16 protein-coding genes are annotated in these 15,808 nt (G+C 68.4%); 2 read left to right on the forward strand and 14 right to left on the reverse strand.

The genetic code is table 11. The features are described 5' to 3' along the window. Nucleotides 1-145 precede the first annotated feature (145 nt). Both A4F85_RS17100 and A4F85_RS17105 read right to left on the reverse strand, forming a co-directional pair. Nucleotides 146-1,327 (reverse strand): acetyl-CoA C-acyltransferase, encoded by a 1,182-nt coding sequence (locus A4F85_RS17100; protein WP_063327246.1) that lies wholly within the window; start codon nucleotides 1,325-1,327, stop codon nucleotides 146-148. Nucleotides 1,328-1,435: 108 nt separating this feature from the next. Further along, the gene (locus tag A4F85_RS17105; protein ID WP_063327247.1) at nucleotides 1,436-3,553 is read right to left on the reverse strand and encodes a 3-hydroxyacyl-CoA dehydrogenase NAD-binding domain-containing protein; all 2,118 of its coding nucleotides are present in this window, start codon (nucleotides 3,551-3,553) and stop codon (nucleotides 1,436-1,438) included. Between the two features lie 291 nt (nucleotides 3,554-3,844). Here A4F85_RS17105 and A4F85_RS17110 point away from each other — a divergent pair, with 291 nt between their 5' ends. Continuing rightward, nucleotides 3,845-4,762 (forward strand): LysR family transcriptional regulator, encoded by a 918-nt coding sequence (locus tag A4F85_RS17110; protein ID WP_063328012.1) that lies wholly within the window; start codon nucleotides 3,845-3,847, stop codon nucleotides 4,760-4,762. A 1-nt stretch (nucleotide 4,763) separates the two neighbouring features. Here the strand turns inward: A4F85_RS17110 and A4F85_RS17115 are convergent, their stop codons facing one another. From A4F85_RS17115 to A4F85_RS17165, 11 genes are all read right to left on the reverse strand, one after another. Beyond that, nucleotides 4,764-5,123, reverse strand: coding sequence for a YXWGXW repeat-containing protein (locus A4F85_RS17115; RefSeq protein ID WP_012203321.1), 360 nt, complete (start codon nucleotides 5,121-5,123; stop codon nucleotides 4,764-4,766). A gap of 128 nt (nucleotides 5,124-5,251) precedes the next feature. Further along, nucleotides 5,252-5,677, reverse strand: a complete 426-nt coding sequence (locus tag A4F85_RS17120; RefSeq protein WP_063327248.1) for a type II toxin-antitoxin system VapC family toxin — start codon at nucleotides 5,675-5,677, stop codon at nucleotides 5,252-5,254. Further along, complete coding sequence (locus tag A4F85_RS17125; protein WP_012203319.1) at nucleotides 5,677-5,934, reverse strand: type II toxin-antitoxin system Phd/YefM family antitoxin; 258 nt, start codon at nucleotides 5,932-5,934, stop codon at nucleotides 5,677-5,679. Before A4F85_RS17125 ends, A4F85_RS17120 begins: the two co-directional genes overlap by 1 nt. Before the next feature lie 153 nt (nucleotides 5,935-6,087). After that, nucleotides 6,088-6,966 (reverse strand): protease HtpX, encoded by an 879-nt coding sequence (gene htpX, locus A4F85_RS17130; protein WP_013804154.1) that lies wholly within the window; start codon nucleotides 6,964-6,966, stop codon nucleotides 6,088-6,090. An 83-nt stretch (nucleotides 6,967-7,049) separates the two neighbouring features. Continuing rightward, a complete protein-coding gene (locus A4F85_RS17135) occupies nucleotides 7,050-7,859 on the reverse strand; it encodes a DUF3025 domain-containing protein (RefSeq protein WP_063327249.1) in 810 nt (269 codons plus the stop codon). Then, on the reverse strand, nucleotides 7,856-8,767 hold the full coding sequence (locus tag A4F85_RS17140; RefSeq protein WP_012203316.1) for an NYN domain-containing protein: 912 nt from the start codon (nucleotides 8,765-8,767) through the stop codon (nucleotides 7,856-7,858). The genes A4F85_RS17135 and A4F85_RS17140 overlap by 4 nt, the downstream gene beginning before the upstream one ends. Nucleotides 8,768-8,800: 33 nt before the next feature. After that, nucleotides 8,801-9,841 (reverse strand): dihydroorotase, encoded by a 1,041-nt coding sequence (pyrC, locus tag A4F85_RS17145; RefSeq protein ID WP_012203315.1) that lies wholly within the window; start codon nucleotides 9,839-9,841, stop codon nucleotides 8,801-8,803. A gap of 72 nt (nucleotides 9,842-9,913) precedes the next feature. Next, complete coding sequence (locus tag A4F85_RS17150; protein ID WP_082848227.1) at nucleotides 9,914-11,161, reverse strand: alpha-hydroxy acid oxidase; 1,248 nt, start codon at nucleotides 11,159-11,161, stop codon at nucleotides 9,914-9,916. Between the two features lie 2 nt (nucleotides 11,162-11,163). Next, on the reverse strand, nucleotides 11,164-12,147 hold the full coding sequence (locus tag A4F85_RS17155; RefSeq protein ID WP_013804158.1) for a Bug family tripartite tricarboxylate transporter substrate binding protein: 984 nt from the start codon (nucleotides 12,145-12,147) through the stop codon (nucleotides 11,164-11,166). Between the two features lie 60 nt (nucleotides 12,148-12,207). Continuing rightward, complete coding sequence (locus A4F85_RS17160) at nucleotides 12,208-12,903, reverse strand: RraA family protein (RefSeq protein ID WP_012203312.1); 696 nt, start codon at nucleotides 12,901-12,903, stop codon at nucleotides 12,208-12,210. 23 nt (nucleotides 12,904-12,926) lie between these two features. Continuing rightward, nucleotides 12,927-13,928, reverse strand: a complete 1,002-nt coding sequence (locus A4F85_RS17165; RefSeq protein ID WP_063327251.1) for a hydroxyacid dehydrogenase — start codon at nucleotides 13,926-13,928, stop codon at nucleotides 12,927-12,929. A gap of 100 nt (nucleotides 13,929-14,028) precedes the next feature. Here A4F85_RS17165 and A4F85_RS17170 point away from each other — a divergent pair, with 100 nt between their 5' ends. Then, the gene (locus tag A4F85_RS17170; protein WP_013804160.1) at nucleotides 14,029-14,958 is read left to right on the forward strand and encodes a LysR family transcriptional regulator; all 930 of its coding nucleotides are present in this window, start codon (nucleotides 14,029-14,031) and stop codon (nucleotides 14,956-14,958) included. Nucleotides 14,959-14,974: 16 nt separating this feature from the next. On the opposite strand, the gene A4F85_RS17175 is transcribed toward A4F85_RS17170, so the two are convergent. Then, complete coding sequence (locus A4F85_RS17175; RefSeq protein ID WP_013804161.1) at nucleotides 14,975-15,712, reverse strand: Crp/Fnr family transcriptional regulator; 738 nt, start codon at nucleotides 15,710-15,712, stop codon at nucleotides 14,975-14,977. Between the last annotated feature and the right edge of the window lie 96 nt (nucleotides 15,713-15,808).

Raw genomic sequence — 15,808 nt, forward strand, 5'->3', positions numbered from 1 at the left:
GGCGTTGTAAGCCGTTTGCAGCCCTGAAATTGGCGTGCCCCAAGCGAGGGACGCCGAGCAAGGGCCGCCCCGCAGCAAGGGCGTCGTTCCCCTCCCGCGAAGCGAGAGAGGGGGAAGCGGCGCCAGCCGCTCAGGGGGTGCTTATTCAATAAATCTCGAACAGGCCTGCGGCGCCCATGCCACCTGCGATGCACATGGTGACCACGCCCCACTTGGCCTTGCGGCGCCGGCCTTCCAGCAGGATGTGGCCCGCCAGGCGCGCACCCGTCATGCCGAAGGGGTGGCCGATGGAGATGGCGCCGCCGTTGACGTTCAGGCGCTCGTTGGGAATGCCCAGCTTGCGCTGGCAGTACAGGGCCTGGGAGGCGAAGGCCTCGTTGAGTTCCCACAGGTCGATGTCCTCGACCTTGAGACCGTGGCGCGCCAGCAGCTTGGGGACCGCGAAGACGGGGCCGATGCCCATTTCGTCAGGCTCGCAGCCGGCCACGGCAAAGCCGCGGAAGGCGCCCAGCGGGGACAGGCCCAGGCGCTCGGCCTGCCTGGCTTCCATCAGCACGCATGCCGACGATCCATCGGACAGCTGCGAGGCATTGCCGGCCGTGATGAACTGGTCCGGGCCCTTGACGGGTTCCAGCTTGGCCAGGCCTTCCAACGTGGTGGAGGCGCGGTTGCAGTTGTCCTTGGTGGCGACCACGTCGCGGTAGGTGATCTCGCCCGTGTCCTTGTTCTTCTCGGCCATGCGCGTGGCGCAGGCAATGATTTCGTCCTTGAACAGGTCGGCGGCCTGGGCGGCGGCCGTGCGCTGCTGGCTTTGCAGCGAGAAGGCGTCCTGGTCCTCGCGGCTGATGCCGTAGCGGCGCGCCACGATGTCGGCCGTGTCGATCATGGCCATGTACAGCGCGGGCTTGTGCTCGACCAGCCAGGGGTCCATGTCGGTGGGCAGGTTGTTGCCGGGGCGGATGCCCGAGATGGTCTCGATGCCGCCGGCCAGCATGGCGTCCACGCCCTCGGCCACGATGCGGCCCGCCGCGATGGCGATGGACTGCAGGCCCGAGGCGCAAAAGCGCGTGATGGTCGTGCCCGCGATGGACAGGGGCAGCTCGGCGCGCAGCACGGTCTGGCGGCCCAGGTTGCGGCCCTGGAAGCCGTCGGGGTTGCCGCAGCCCAGGATCAGGTCCTCGATCATGGCCGGGTCGATGCCCGAGCGCTCGACCGCGGCCTTGACCGAGAAGGCCGCCAGCTGGGCGGCGGGCGTGACGTTGAACTCGCCGCGGTGCGACTTGGTCAGGGGCGTGCGGGCAGTGGAAACGATGACGGCTTCGCGCATGGTCGGTCCTTGCTTGTCTCTGGAAAATTGTTGTGGTTGTGCACGGCCCTGCCCGCTCTGCGTTGGACGGAGCGGGTCAAGGGCATGGCGGGGAAACGCGGGGGCGGCTTACGCTGCCTTGTTCAAGCTTTCGAAATCGCGGCCTTCGGCGACCAGCTTTTCGAGCAGGGGAGCAGGCTTCCAGAACAGCGCGTCTTCCTTGGCGAATTCGCGGATGTCGGCCAGCACCTTGTCCAGACCTTGCATGTCGGCCCACTTCATGGGGCCGCCACGAAAGCGCGGGAAGCCGTAGCCGGACAGGAAGGTCACGTCCACATCCAGCGGGCGCAGGGCAATGCCCTCCTCCACCACCTTGGCACCTTCGTTGACCATGGCGGCCATGTAGCGGCGCATGATTTCCTCAGGGGTGAACTTGCGCGGCGTCACGCCCTTCTTGACGCGCTCGGCATCGACGATGGCCAGCACTTCGGGGTCGGGCTGGCCGACGCGCGCGCCCTGCGGGTAGAGGTAGAAGCCACGGCCCGTCTTCTGGCCGAACCAGCCGCGCTCGCAGACGCGGTCGGCCACTTCGACGTAGCGGGCCTTGGGATCGCGCGTGGCAGCGCGCCGCTTGCGCGTGGCCCAGCCGATGTCGCCGCCGGCCAGGTCGGTGACCTGGAACGGGCCCATCGGGTAGCCGAAGCCGCGCACGGCCTCGTCGATCTCGTAGGGGCTGGCGCCGTCTTCCATGATGTAGTCGGCAGCCTGCTTGTAGACGGCCAGGATGCGGTTGCCGATGAAGCCGTCGCAGACGCCGGCACGCACGGGCACCTTCTTCATGCGCTTGGCCAGCTCGAAGGCCGTGGTCACCACATCGGGCGCCACCTTGGCGGGCACCACGATCTCCAGCAGCTTCATGATGTTGGCGGGGCTGAAGAAGTGCAGGCCGATCACGTCCTGCGGGCGCGAGGTGGCGGCGGCAATGGCGTCGATGTCCAGGTAGGAGGTGTTGGTGGCCAGCACGGCGCCGGGCTTGCAGACGCGGTCCAGTTCCTTGAACACGGCCTTCTTGACTTCGAGGTCCTCGAACACGGCCTCGATCACCAGGTCCACATCCTTGATGTCGTCATAGGAGGTGCTGGGCGTGTAGCGCGCCATGACGGCGGCCTTGGCCTCCTCGGTCATGCGGCCCTTGGCGATCAGGCCGTTGTAGACCTTCTCCACATTGGCCTGGCCGCGCGCGATGGACTCGGCGTCGCGCTCGATCATGGTCACCACAAGGCCCGCGTCCAGCGCGGACACCGTGATGCCGGCGCCCATGGTGCCGCCGCCGATGACGGCGATCTTGGCAAAGTGGCGCGGCGCAGCGGCCTTGGCTTCGGGAATCTTGGCGGTTTCGCGCTCGGCGAAGAAGGCGTGGATCAGGCCGGCGCGCTGCGGGCTGTTCAGACATTCCACGAACAGGGCACGCTCCTTGGCGATGCCTTCGTCGAAGGGCAGCTCCACGGCGGCGCGCACGCATTCCACGATCTTCAGCGGCGAGAACAGGCCGCGGCTCTTCTTGGCGGTGTCGGCGGCCAGCGCGTCGAGTTCGGCCAGGGCGGCGGCCTTGTCGGCAATCTCGATGTCACGCGTGCGGCGCGGCGCGGTATTGGTTGCCAGCAGCTCGTTGGCGTAGACCAGGCCTGCGGCCGTGGCGTCGGTGCCGTCCACCAGCTTGTCCACCAGGCCGGCGGCCAGCGCGGCCTTGGCCGACAGGTGCTTGCCGCTGAGCATGAGGTCGGCGGCCGCCTTCACGCCCATCAGGCGCGGTGCGCGCTGCGTGCCGCCAGCGCCGGGCAGCAGGCCCAGGTTGACTTCGGGCAGGCCGAGCTTGGCAGCCGGCAAAGCCAGGCGGTAGTGGGCCGACATGGCCACTTCCAGGCCGCCGCCCAGGGCCGGGCCATGGATGGCGGCGACCACGATCTTGTCGGAGGCTTCGAGGCGATTGAGCACCTCGGGCAGCGAGGGCGGCATGGCGGGCTTGCCGAATTCGCGGATGTCTGCTCCGGCGATGAAGGCCTTGCCCTCACCCACGATGAGCACGGCCTTCACGGCGGCATCCGATTCGGCCTGCTCCACGGCAGCCAGCAGGCCGGCGCGCACGGCCTGGCCCAGGGCATTCACGGGGGGATTGTTGATGCTGACCACCAGCACGGCACCATCAAGGCGGGTCTGGACCACGGAAGCCTGGGCTTGTTCGCTCATCTGTATGTCTCCGAACTTGGGTTTTCCACTCAAAACATCCATTCTTGCCACGACAATGGTTCTTTACAATCCCATGAATGATTGACAGACTGTAAAAACGTATTTGACAGTGTTGAACACCCCCCTGAGGCGCTTGCGCGCCTTCCCCCTCTCTGCTTGCTTCGCAAGGGAGGGGGACGACAGCCTCGGTGCGGGGCGGCGCGGCCGGCGTAGGCCCTTCCTCGCTGCCCCTGGCTTTGGAGCGCGCCAGTTTCATAGGCTGTGGGCGAAGCAAAGTATCTGGACATATCCATGGATCTGAACTCGCTGACCCTGCTGGTGGAAATCATCGATAGCGGCAATCTGAGCCAGGCGGCGCGCAAGCTGAAGATGACGCGGGCCAATGTGAGCTATCACCTGACGCAGCTGGAAAAATCGGTGGGGGTGCAGCTGGTGCGGCGCACCACGCGGCGCGTGGAGCCGACCGAGGTGGGGATGCGGATGTACGAGCATGGCCGCGCGATCCAGAACGAGATGATGTCGGCGCGCGAGACGATCACGTCGCTGGGCCAGGGGATGGCAGGCCGCGTGGGGCTGAGCGTGCCCAGCGGCTATGGGCAGATCGTGATGAGCGACTGGCTGATCGAGTTCAAGCGGCTGTATCCGGCCATCGTGCTGGATGTGCTGTTCGAGAACCGGGCCGACCATTTGCGCGACGAGGTGGACATCGCCATCCGCGTGATCCAGGAGCCGCCGCTGTCGGTGATTGCGCGCAGCCTGGGCAATGTGCACTACGTGGCCTGCGCCTCACGCGAGTATGCGCAGCAGCACGGCCTGCCCACCACGCTGTACGAGCTGCGCAACAGCCCGCTGATCACGGCCGGCGTGATGGGCCGCCAGCTGCGCCTGTCGGCCTACCAGGGAACGGACCGCCAGGAGGTGCTGCTGGCGCCGACCATGATCTCCGAGCACTTCCCGTTCCTGCGCCAGGGCATTCTGGCGGGCCTGGGCGTGGGCCTGGTGCCCGACTACGTGGTGCAGGACAAGGTGGCCAGCGGCGAGGTGGTGCTGACCCTGCAGGAGTACCGCCTGAGCATCTTCGGCACCCACATGTACCTGCTGTACCTGCCCGACCGTCATCAGACACGGGCCGTGCGCACCTGCATCGACTTCCTGCTGGCCAAGGCCGGCCAGGGTGGCAGCGGCAGCGGCGACGCTGCCGCCACCTGACTCAGCGGCGATACCAGCCGCCCGGACGCTGGTACCAGCCACGCGGGCCATGGTCCCAGCCGTGCGGACGCCAGGCATAGCCGGGATGCGGCGGCGCGGCCCAGTAGCCGGGGCGCCAGGCATAGCGGCCGCCACCCCAGCCCCAGGAGCCGCCGATCCAGACATGGACGGGCGAGGGAGCGACCGGAATGACCTCGGTCTGCAGGGGCGGCGGCGCCATGGGCGCGTAGACCACCTCGCCCGAAGGACCTACGGGATAGGCAGGCGCCACCACGCAGCCGGTCAATGCCACGGTGGCGGCAGCCAGGACCAGGGCCGGAACCAGGCGACGGCCCGGCGTTTGAATCGATACAGACTTCACGATGCACTCCTGGCCGCACTTCGGGCGGCCATGCAGATACAACGAAAAAGCCCCTGCCGGTTGTTGACAGGGGCTTGTGAAGCCTGGGTAAAGATCAAGTCTGGCTGTACCTGAGGTTGAGACGGGCCCTACATCCAAGGGTTCAAGACGCGCACTCCATGAACATGGAACGGCTCGAAATCCTTGATGTTGCGGGTGACCACGCACAAGCCATGCACCTTCGCCGTGGCCGCGATCAGGCTGTCGGCCAGCGGCCGCGGCGCAGGCACGTGGTAGGCCGCGTTTTCCATGGCAACCATCGCATCCACTGGCAGCACACGCCCCTGAAAGGCCGTGAACACGCGTTCCACCAGCCAGCGGCGCAGCACCTGCCCGGCAATCGGGTCTTGCCGGGCTTTCAACTGCACGCCTTTCTCCAGCTCCATCAGCGTGATCGCGCTGATGAAAAGGGACTCGGCCGCGACCGATTGCGCCCAGGCCACAACGCCATCGTTCGCGCGGCCCGACGATGCCTTGCGCAGTTCGGAAACGATGTTGGAGTCCACCAGATACATCAGGACAGGTCCACGGCGCGCGGCAAATCCTTCGTGCGCTCAATGTCGAAATCGATATCGGCGGCCTCGGGCATGGCCAGCAATTGAAGAATGTTCCGGGTCTGCCCCGACAGTTCACGGAATTTCTCAATGCTCATCAGCACGTGGGCAGGTTGCCCCCGGTCCAGGATGTAGACCACGTCATCACCGCTGGCCGCTTTCTTGGCAGCGGAAACATGCTGGTTGAATTCACGGCTGCTGAAGGTCGAAATCTGCATGACGCACCTCCGTCAAAGAAAATGCTTGTACGTTACTACATTCGCATAAATGCAGCACCGGACAAGCATTTCTGATGGGGCTTCGGGAAGCGGAGCCCAGTCGATGACCGGGCCCCACCGGGCAGGCTCCAGCGTGTCGAACCTGATCCTGAATCAGAGGTTCTGCGCGTTCTGCAGCGCGGCAATACGCTCTTCGATCGGCGGGTGGGTAGAGAACAGCTTGCCGATGCCACCGGCAATGCCCATGGCGGCCACGCTCTTGGGCAGCTCGCCGGGGTGCATGCCGCCCAGGCGGGCCAGGGCATTCATCATGGGCTGCTTGCGGCCCATGAGCTGGGCGGCGCCCGCGTCGGCGCGGAATTCGCGCTGGCGCGAGAACCAGGCCACGATGATGGCGGCCAGGAAGCCCAGCACGATGTCCAGCACGATGGTGGTCACGTAGTAGCCGATGCCGGGGCCCGAGCTGCTTTCGTCGTTCTTGCGCAGGAAGCTGTCCACGGCATAGCCGATGACGCGCGACAGGAAGACCACGAAGGTGTTCATCACGCCCTGGATCAGGGTCATGGTCACCATGTCGCCATTGGCGATGTGGGCGACCTCGTGGCCGATCACGGCCTCCACCTCTTCGCGCGTCATGCCTTCCAGCAGACCCGTGGACACGGCCACCAGGGCCGAGTTCTTGAAGGCGCCGGTGGCGAAGGCATTGGGCTCGCCCTCGTAGATGCCGACTTCGGGCATGCCGATGCCGGCACGGTCGGCGAAGCCGCGCACGGTGTTGACGATCCAGGCCTCATCGGCGTTGCGCGGCTCGTTGATCACGTGCACGCCCGAGCTCCACTTGGCCAGCGGCTTGGAGATCAGCAGCGAGATGATGGCGCCGCCAAAGCCCATGATGAAGGCGAAGCCCAGCAGGGCCCCGAGGTTCAGGCCATTGGAGGTCAGGAAGCGGTTGACGCCCAGCAGGCTGGCGACGATGCCCAGCACCACCACGACGGCGACGTTGGTCAAAAGAAAAAGTGCGATGCGTTTCATCAGTGGGTTCTCCACAAAGTGGGGAAAGGGGGGAAGGATCTGGGCCCTGCAGCGTTGAAAAGTGAGGGCCCCACCGGCTGTTTTCAAGCCGGGTCCTGCGCCGTTGCCATTCCTTGTTGTGATGCTTGTGCGGAACGGGGCGCCCGGAACACGAGAGAGTCATCATAGAAGGAAAAGTTCTCGTTCTCGTGGCACCAGCCGGGCACGCCCAGCACGGGCAAGGGTGCAAAAGGCTTGCACGCCAGGGTGTCGGCCTCCAGCCAGATGCTGCCGGCCAGCCAGTCGTCGATGTCCGCCGTGGCGGGGCCTGCCGTGGCGCCTGCACCATCCGTGTGCACGCACAGCACATGGGCCGTGATGGGCTTGCGCGGCTGCACCAGCTTTTCCAGCAGCGCATGGCCTATGGGCAGCAGCCTGGCCTGGCGCCACAGCGCGCGCTGCTCCACGAAGAGCTGGTGCCAGCGCCGGTGCCGCAGCGCCTCGCACAGCGCGGCCGGCGCCAGCAGCAGCGCGCCGTTCTCGTCCAGCACGGTGACGGCATCGCGCAGCGGCCCGCGCTGCGCGCCCACGCCCGCCTGGGCAATGGCGCGGGCCTGCAGGGCATTGCAGCGCTGCTTGAGCGCGGGCCAGCGCAGCCAGATCAGGCCGTTGAAGAAGTCATGCAGGTTGTCGCGCGTGGGAATGCAGCGCGTCTCGAAGATGAATTGCTCGTAGGCCTTGCCTTCGGGCAGATCGTGCTGGGGCACAAAGCGCCAGGGCAGCGCCTGCGCATCGGCCAGCGACTGCAGGGCCTGCCAGACCGGCCGGCCCTGCGCCACCTGCAGGCAGGCCGCCCTGCCCTGCGTTTGCAGCCCCTGCAGCCAGGGCGCATTCCAGTCGATGGGAAACGTCAATTGCCGGACGGCCTGGACTGCGCCTTGGCCAGGCGCTTGTCGCGCACGGCCACGCGCGAGGTGCCCTCGTCGCGCATCTCGAACGCCTGCGTGGCCGCCAGCAGCTTGGTGAGCGTGGCGTAGCCGTAGTTGCGCGCATCGAACGAGGCCTTGTTGCCGATCTGCGCGCCCACGGCGCCCACATGGGCCCAGCCGCTTTCATCCTGCGTGGCGTTGACGGCGCTGCGCAGCATGGCCAGCAGCCGCTTGTCCTGGCGCAGTTCCTGGCTGGGAACGCGCAGGCAGGGACGCTGGGGCTGGGCTTGGGGTTCTGCCGAGGGTTCGTTCTCGGCCTGGGCCGGCGCACGCTCCTTTCCAGCGCCGTTCGGCGGCTGGGGAGCGGTAGCCACTGCGGCTGCAGCCACGGGCGGCACCGCCGCCTGGCCCGCCTCATGCGCGGCGTCCTGGCCATTGCCGTTGGCTGGCGCCGCCTCGCCCAGCGCTTCCAGGTACAGGAAGCGCGAGCAGGCATTGACGAAGGGCTGGGGCGTCTGCGCCATGCCGAAGCCGTAGACGGCCGCGCCCTTGGAGCGCAGGTGCATCACCAGCGGGGTGAAGTCGGCGTCGGAGGAGACGATGCCGAAGGCGTCGGGCCGCTCGGTGTAGAGCAGCTCCATGGCGTCCACGGTCATCGCCATGTCGGTGGCGTTCTTGTGCTTGGAGTAGTCGAACTGCTGCATGGGCCGCAGTGCGAAATCGAGCAGCTTGCGCTGCCAGCCGCTGAGCGAATGCTTGGTCCAGTTGCCGTAGGCGCGGCGGATGTCGATGACGCCGAAGGTCGACAGCTCGGTCAGGATCTCGTCGATCATCTCGGCCGGCGCGTTGTCGGCGTCGATCAGCAGGGCGATGCGCGGTTGCGGCTCAGGCATGGCAATCCTCTGGCGGGTGGCAGTCCCGCCAGCTTAAACCAGCTTCCAGGGCAAGGCTTCGCCCGAACGCAGCGGCTTCAGTTGCGCCTCGCCGAAGGCGAAGCTGTCCGGCGGCGTCCAGCTTTCGCGCACCAGGGTGATCTTGCCGGTGTTGCGCGGCAGGCTGTAGAAGTCCGGGCCGTTGAAGCTGGCGAAGGCTTCGAGCTTGTCCAGCGCGCCGGCATTGTCGAAGGCCTCGGCATACATCTCGATGGCGGCATGGGCGCTGTAGCAGCCCGCGCAGCCGGTGGCGTGTTCCTTCAGATGGGCCGCGTGCGGCGCGCTGTCCGTGCCCAGGAAGAACTTGGGCAGGCCGCTGGTGGCCGCCTCGACCAGGGCCAGGCGGTGCGTCTCGCGCTTGAGCACGGGCAGGCAGTAGTAGTGCGGACGGATGCCGCCCGTGAAGATGGCGTTGCGGTTGAACAGCAGATGCTGGGGCGTGATGGTGGCGCCCACGAAGCGGTCGGCCTCGGTCACGTACTGGGCGGCTTCGCGCGTGGTGATGTGTTCGAAGACGATCTTGAGTTCGGGGAAGTCGCGGCGCAGCGGGATCAGGTGCTGGTCGATGAAGGCGGCCTCGCGGTCGAACAGGTCGATGTCGCTGCTGGTGACTTCGCCGTGCACCAGCAGCAGCAGGCCTTCGCGCTGCATGGCTTCCAAAGTGGGGTAGATCTTGCGCAGGTCGGTGACGCCGTGGTCGCTGTTGGTGGTGGCGCCTGCCGGGTAGAGCTTGCAGGCCACGACGCCGGCCGCCTTGGCGCGCACGATTTCCTCGGGCGGCAGGTTGTCGGTGAGGTACAGCGTCATCAGCGGCTCGAAGGCCATGCCCTCGGGCACGGCCGAGAGGATGCGCTGCTTGTACTCCAGCGCCTGCTCGGCGGTGGTCACCGGCGGCTTGAGGTTGGGCATGATGATGGCGCGCGCAAACTGCGCGGCCGTATGCGGCACCACGCTGCGCATGGCTTCGCCATCGCGCACGTGCAGGTGCCAGTCATCGGGACGGGTGATCGTGAGGGTGTTGGTGGAGGCGGTCATTCCGCCATTTTCCCATCGCCGCGAAACCGCGGGCCAATTGCGGGGCACGCCACCCTCGGGACTGGCGCGTGGCTAACGCGGTCGCAGGTGCTGCGGCCCCAGCTGCTGCAGGTTTTGCAAGCCGATCAGGGCCATGTTGCGCCGCATCTCGGCCGCCAGGATGGCGATGGCGTGCAGCACGCCGGCCTCGCCGCCCACGGCGCCCGCATAGTTGAAGGGCCGGCCCACGAAGACGAAGTGTGCGCCCAGGGCCAGCGCCACCAGCACGTCGTTGCCCCTGCGAAAGCCGCTGTCAATCATCACCGGGTAGTCCGGCCCCAGCGCCTCCACCACCAGGGGCAGCATGTGCAGGGGCGAGACCGCGCCATCGAGCTGGCGGCCGCCGTGGTTGGACAGGATGATGGCGTCGGCCCCGGCATCGCGCGCGGCCAGCGCGTCCTGCGGGCTGAGGATGCCCTTGACCATGAGGCGGCCCTTCCAGCGCCGGCGTATCAGGGCCAGGTGTTCCCAGCTCAGGTGGTCGCGCGCGCCGAAGTCGCGCGTGACGGTGGACGAGAGAATGGGCGCGCCGCGCGTGGCCTGCGAGTTCTCGAAGTGCGGCATGCCGTGCCGCACCAGGGTGCGCAGCGCCGTGCCCAGCAGCCAGCGCGGATGGGTGATGCCCTCCCACGCCAGGCGCAGGCCGGGCCGCAGCGGCGTCGAGAAGCCCGCGCGGATGTTGTTCTCGCGGTTGCCCGACACGGGCGTGTCCACGGTGACGACCAGGGTGGCGAAGCCTGCGGCTTCCACGCGCCCCAGCAACTGCACGATGCGTTCGGTCTCGCCCGGCACATAGGCCTGGAACCAGGCCTGGGGATTGGCCTGAACCACCTCCTCCATGCGGATCAGCGAGGTGCCGCTCAGGATGGCCGGGATGCGGGCGGCCGCCGCCGCGCGCGTTTGCACCAGGTCGCCCCGGTAGGCCGACAGCGCGCTGATGCCCATGGGCGCGATGCCGAAGGGCGCAGCCCAGGTCTGGCCCAGCAGCGGTGTGGCCAGCGTGCGCCGCGAAGTGTCGGTGAGCACGCGCGTCACCCAGCGGTGGGCATCGAAGGCCTCGCGGTTGGCGCGCAGGGATTTGTCGGTCTCGCAGCCGCCGCTGACGTAGGCGAAGATCGGCGCAGGCAGGTGGTGGCGCGCCGCCCGCTCGAAATCATCGAGCGACAGGATGCGCCTGAGCCTGCGCGGCGTGGAGGAGGCCTGGCCCGCGCCCAAGAGTGCGGGTGGAGGTGCGGAGGAACTGGGGGTGTCGAGCCGGTCGACCTCGATTGGGGCTGCCATGGTCAGTTGATCTGGAACTTGCCCTCGCGGATCAGCTTGCCCCATTTGGCGTGCTCGCTGCGAATCCACTCGCCGAACTGCGCGCCATTGGCAGGCGTGGCCATGCTGCCTTCCTGGGCCAGCTTCTCTTTGACCTCCTTGGTGGCCAGCAGCTTCATGGTCGCGTCGGCAATGCGCTCGGCGATGGGGGCGGGCAGGTTGGCCGGCCCCACCAGGCCCAGCCAGGTGGAGGCCTCGAAGCCCGGATAGCCCTGCTCGGCCACCGTGGGCACATCGGGCAGGGACGGCACGCGCTGGGCCGAGGTGACGGCCAGCGCACGGATCTTGCCCGTGGCCAGTTGCGACATCACCGACACCGTGTTGCCGAAGTACAGGTCCACCTGCCCGCCCATCAGGTCGGTGAGCGCGGTATTGGCGCCCTTGTAGGGCACCTGCAGCACCTCGATGCCCGCGCGGCGGGCCAGCATTTCCCCGGCCAGGTGGCCTACCGTGCCATTGCCGGCCTGGGCGATGCCGTAGGTGCCGGGCCTGGCCTTGGCCGCCTTGATGAAGTCCTGCAGGTTCTTGAAGGGCGAGTCGCGCCGCACGGTCAGCACCACGGGCTGCAGGGCCACGCTGGCGATGGGCGTGAAGTCCTTGAGCGCATCGAAGGGCATCTTGGCGTAGAGGCTGGGATTGATGGCCAGGTTGGCGGCCTGCCCCATGCCGATGGTGTAGCCGTCCGGCGCGGCCTTGGCCACGGCATCCAGGCCGATGTTGCCGCCCGCGCCGGGCTTGTTGTCTATGACCATGGTCCAGCCCATGGCGAGGTTGAGCCGGTCGGCCACCAGGCGCGAGGTGGCATCCGTGCCGCCGCCGGGCGGAAACGGCACGACCAGGCGCACGGGCCGCTGCGGCCATTCGCCCTGGGCCAGCGCCAGTGCAGGGAAGGCCGTGGCCAGGGCGGCGGCAGCGCCGCCCAGAAGATGCCGTCTGCGCATTGTCATTGTTTGTCTCCTTGGGATCGTTATGGCGGGAAAAGTCGGGCGCGGCCTGCGCGCTAGACGCTAGACCGGCAGGCCCTTGGCGCGCAGCACGGCGTCGAAGCGCTCGGGGTCGGCCGTGCCGCTGCGGTTGGTCTCGCGGATGACGGCCTCGCGGGCCAGGTGGGCCTGGCTGCGGCGCAGCACCTCGGCGGCCTCGGCCGCGGGCACGGCGATCACGCCGTCGGCATCGCCCACGATCAGGTCGCCGGGCAGCACGGCCAGGCCGGCGCAGGCCACGGGCACATTGATCTCGCCCGGGCCGTCCTTGCTGGGCCCGCGGTGCGTGTGGCCGCGCGCAAAGATGGGCATGCCGTCCTGCGCCCATTCGCACAGGTCGCGGATGGCACCGTCGATGACCAGGCCGCCCAGGCCGCGCGCCAGGCAGGTGGTGCGCATCAGGCCGCCGACCAGGGCCTGCGAGACATCGCCACCGCCGTCGATGACCAGCACATCGCCGGGCTGCACCATCATCAGCGCCTTGTGGATCATGAGGTTGTCGCCGGGCCGCACGCGCACGGTGACGGCGGGGCCGCAGAGAACGGCCTCCAGCCGCGCGTGGTACTGGCGCAGGCCGATGGCGCCGACATTGCGGCTCATGGCGTCGCCGATGGCGGCCACGGGAATGGCCTTGAAGGCCTGGACGACGCCGGCCTCGGGGCCTGCGGCGCGCGGATGGATGCGGTAGCCCGCAGGCCATTGGCTGGATGGGGTGGTCATGGCAAATCTCCGGGAAAAACAGCTCAGCGCAGAACCTCGGGGTTCACGCAGTGGGACGGATCGGCGGGGCTGCCCTGCAACCAGCCCAGCACATTGGCGGCGGCCATGCCGGCCATGGCCGCCAGCGCGGCGGGCGTGGAGCCGCCCACATGGGGCGTCAGCACCACGTTGTCCAGCGCGGCCAGGGCGTGGCCTACAGGCAGGGGCTCCTCGGCCATGGTGTCCAGGCCGGCGGCGGCCAGGTGGCCGCTGCGCAGGGCATCGATCAGCGCCGCCTCGTCCACCACCTCGCCCCGCGCGGTGTTGACCAGCAGGGCGCCGCGCGGCAACTGGGCGATGCGGCCGGCATCGAGCAGATGGCGCGTGCGGGCATTCAGGGGCACGTGCAGGCTGAGCACATCGGACAGGGGCAGCAGCTCGTCCACCGAGCCCAGCATGCGCACGCCCGCCACGGTGCCGGGCCCTGGGGCGCAGGCCGGATCGAACGCAGGGTCGAAGGCCACCACCTGCATGCCCAGCGCCAGCGCCACGCGCGCCACGCGCTGGCCCACCTGGCCAAAGCCCAGCAGGCCCAGGGTGCGGCCGCTCAGCTCCAGGCCGTCCTGGGCGCGGGACCAGCGGCCGGCGCGCAGCTCGGCATCCATCCAGGCGATGCGGCGGGCGGCCGCGAACATCAGGCCCAGCGTCATCTCGGCCACGGACTGGGCATTGGCGCCCGGCGTCACATAGACCGGAATGCCCCGCTGGCTGGCCGCGGCCACATCGATATTGCTCACGCCCACGCCGTGCTTGGAGATGACCTTGAGCGTGGGACAGGCTGCGATGGCAGCGGCCGACAGCGTGGCCGTGCGCGAGATCACCGCATCGACGCTCTCGCGTGCCAGCACGGCGGCAACCTCGGCCTCGCCGCCGCCGTCTTGCAGGTACAGCACGCGGCAGTGCGCCGCCTGCAGGCGCTGCAGCCCGGCGGGCGCCAGGCGTGGCGCGGTCACGAAAACGGTGGGCGGGTGGGTAGTGGCGGTCATGGGAACGGGCAATCCGCTTTGTCGATGCACCGCATTCTTGTGAGCGCCACCCATTCCGTCCATTCGATAATGTTCATTCAAACATCACTTTTATTCATCGATGGACCTGCACCTGCGCGACCTGCGCTTCTTCGAGATCGTGGCCGACCTCGGGCACCTGGGCCGGGCCGCAGAACAGCTGGGGCGCACCCAGCCCGCGCTGAGCAAATGCATACAGCGCCTGGAACTGACCGTGGGCGGCGCGCTGTTCGAGCGTGCCGGGCGCGGCATACGCCTCACGCCGCTGGGCGATGTGCTGCTGGCCCGCGCGCGCATGCTGCGCAATGCCAGCCAGGAGGCGCTGCGCGAGGTGCGCGACTTCAACGAAGGCCATGCCGGCCATGTGCGCATCGGCAGCGGGCCGGTGGCCGCCGACCACCTGCTGCCCGAGCTGTGCAGCAAGGCCCTGGCCGACGGGCGGCGCATCACCATCAGCATCGTGATCGGCCCCAGCTGGGAACTGCGCGACCGCCTGCGCGAGGGCCAGCTGGACCTGCTGATCGGCCTCACGGCCGAGGGCGATCCGGAGCTGGTCTCCCACCCGATTGCCGAGGATGTGGTGGTGGTCGCGGCGCGCCAGGACCATCCCGTCTTCGAGCGCCAGCGCATCACCATGGCCGCGCTGCTGCGCCATCCCTGGGCCCTGCCCAGCGCCAACATTCCCAGCCGGCAATGGCTGGACCAGGCCTTCACCTCGCGCGGCATGCCGGCGCCCACGGTGCAGGTGGAGGCGGGCTCCATCCCGCTGCTGCCGCGCATGGTGGCCAAGACCGATCTGCTGACCTTCGTCTCGCGCCACACGCTGCGGCTGGAGCGCAGCCGCACGCTCAGGGAAGTGCGCCTGCCAGCCACCACGCTGCGCCGCCACCTGGGCGTGACCTGCCGGCGCGACGGCTATCTGTCGCCCGCGGCCCGGCACATGCTGGAGCTGCTGCGCGCCGACGGCCAGGCCCTGTTCGGCGAGGATGCCTCGCCTCTGGACGAGGACTGATTCCAGCGGACCGGGGCTAGGGCCCCGGCCGCGCGCCCGCATCGGCCAGGCGCAGCAGGCCCGCCAGGTCGACGATGGTCAGCCGGCCATAGGCGGCCTGCAGCAGGCCGCGCTGCTCCAGCAGGCGCAGCTCCTTGTTGATGGTCTGGCGCGAGACCGACAGCATGGCGGCCAGGTCGCTCTGCGAGATGCGCAGCACCACGCCCTGCCCGTCGGGCGCGGGCTGGCCATGCGTGGGGGCCAGCCGCGCCAGCAGCTCGGCCACGCGGTTGTCGATGTTGCTGAAGGCGTGGCGCTGCTGGACGACGATCAGCTCGTGCATGCGCGCCAGCACCAGCAGGCAGATGTCCTTCCACAGCGGCGGATGGGCATCGAGCAGGGCCAGGAAGGACTCGCCGGGAATCTCCACCAGCACCGTGGGCTGGTGCGCGTGGTAGTCGTAGACGAATTGCGTGTGCTCCAGCAGCCGCGCCAGGCCGACGATGTCGCCCGCGCTGTGCATGGACAGCACGAAGCGCGAGCCCGTGGCGTCCACGCCGCCCACCTCCACGCAGCCCGAAGCCACCACCAGCACCTCGCGCCGCTTGGGGTCGGCGGCGCGCACCTGCTGGTGGCGCTCGTAGCGGCCCAGGCGGGACAGCGCCGTCAGCTCATCCAGCACCTCGGGCGGCCAGTTGCGCAGCATGCGGCACAGGCCCAGGGCGCGGCGGATCAGCGCCGAAGGGTCGGCCACGGGAGCAGGCTTGGAGCGCATGGTTCTCTCACGATGTCGAAGGCCCCGGGTTAGTCCGGTGCCCATGTACCGCCATTTGTCAATGGCTTGACAGAGTGCATCCCCTGTCGCTCGGGA

Origin of the sequence: Delftia sp. GW456-R20, assembly GCF_001622915.1 — a bacterium.
Classification (GTDB): Bacteria; Pseudomonadota; Gammaproteobacteria; order Burkholderiales; family Burkholderiaceae_C; genus Comamonas; species Comamonas acidovorans.

What these genes read in the sequence shown, in the direction of transcription:
- A4F85_RS17100 (WP_063327246.1), bottom strand. Translation starts at nt 1,327, where the DNA reads ATGCGCGAAGCCGTCATCGTTTCCACTGCCCGCACGCCCCTGACCAAG.
- A4F85_RS17105 (WP_063327247.1), bottom strand. Translation starts at nt 3,553, where the DNA reads ATGAGCGAACAAGCCCAGGCTTCCGTGGTCCAGACCCGCCTTGATGGT.
- A4F85_RS17110 (WP_063328012.1), top strand. Translation starts at nt 3,845, where the DNA reads ATGGATCTGAACTCGCTGACCCTGCTGGTGGAAATCATCGATAGCGGC.
- A4F85_RS17120 (WP_063327248.1), bottom strand. Translation starts at nt 5,677, where the DNA reads ATGTATCTGGTGGACTCCAACATCGTTTCCGAACTGCGCAAGGCATCG.
- A4F85_RS17125 (WP_012203319.1), bottom strand. Translation starts at nt 5,934, where the DNA reads ATGCAGATTTCGACCTTCAGCAGCCGTGAATTCAACCAGCATGTTTCC.
- htpX (WP_013804154.1), bottom strand. Translation starts at nt 6,966, where the DNA reads ATGAAACGCATCGCACTTTTTCTTTTGACCAACGTCGCCGTCGTGGTG.
- A4F85_RS17140 (WP_012203316.1), bottom strand. Translation starts at nt 8,767, where the DNA reads ATGCCTGAGCCGCAACCGCGCATCGCCCTGCTGATCGACGCCGACAAC.
- pyrC (WP_012203315.1), bottom strand. Translation starts at nt 9,841, where the DNA reads ATGACCGCCTCCACCAACACCCTCACGATCACCCGTCCCGATGACTGG.
- A4F85_RS17150 (WP_082848227.1), bottom strand. Translation starts at nt 11,161, where the DNA reads ATGGCAGCCCCAATCGAGGTCGACCGGCTCGACACCCCCAGTTCCTCC.
- A4F85_RS17155 (WP_013804158.1), bottom strand. Translation starts at nt 12,147, where the DNA reads ATGACAATGCGCAGACGGCATCTTCTGGGCGGCGCTGCCGCCGCCCTG.
- A4F85_RS17160 (WP_012203312.1), bottom strand. Translation starts at nt 12,903, where the DNA reads ATGACCACCCCATCCAGCCAATGGCCTGCGGGCTACCGCATCCATCCG.
- A4F85_RS17165 (WP_063327251.1), bottom strand. Translation starts at nt 13,928, where the DNA reads ATGACCGCCACTACCCACCCGCCCACCGTTTTCGTGACCGCGCCACGC.
- A4F85_RS17170 (WP_013804160.1), top strand. Translation starts at nt 14,029, where the DNA reads ATGGACCTGCACCTGCGCGACCTGCGCTTCTTCGAGATCGTGGCCGAC.
- A4F85_RS17175 (WP_013804161.1), bottom strand. Translation starts at nt 15,712, where the DNA reads ATGCGCTCCAAGCCTGCTCCCGTGGCCGACCCTTCGGCGCTGATCCGC.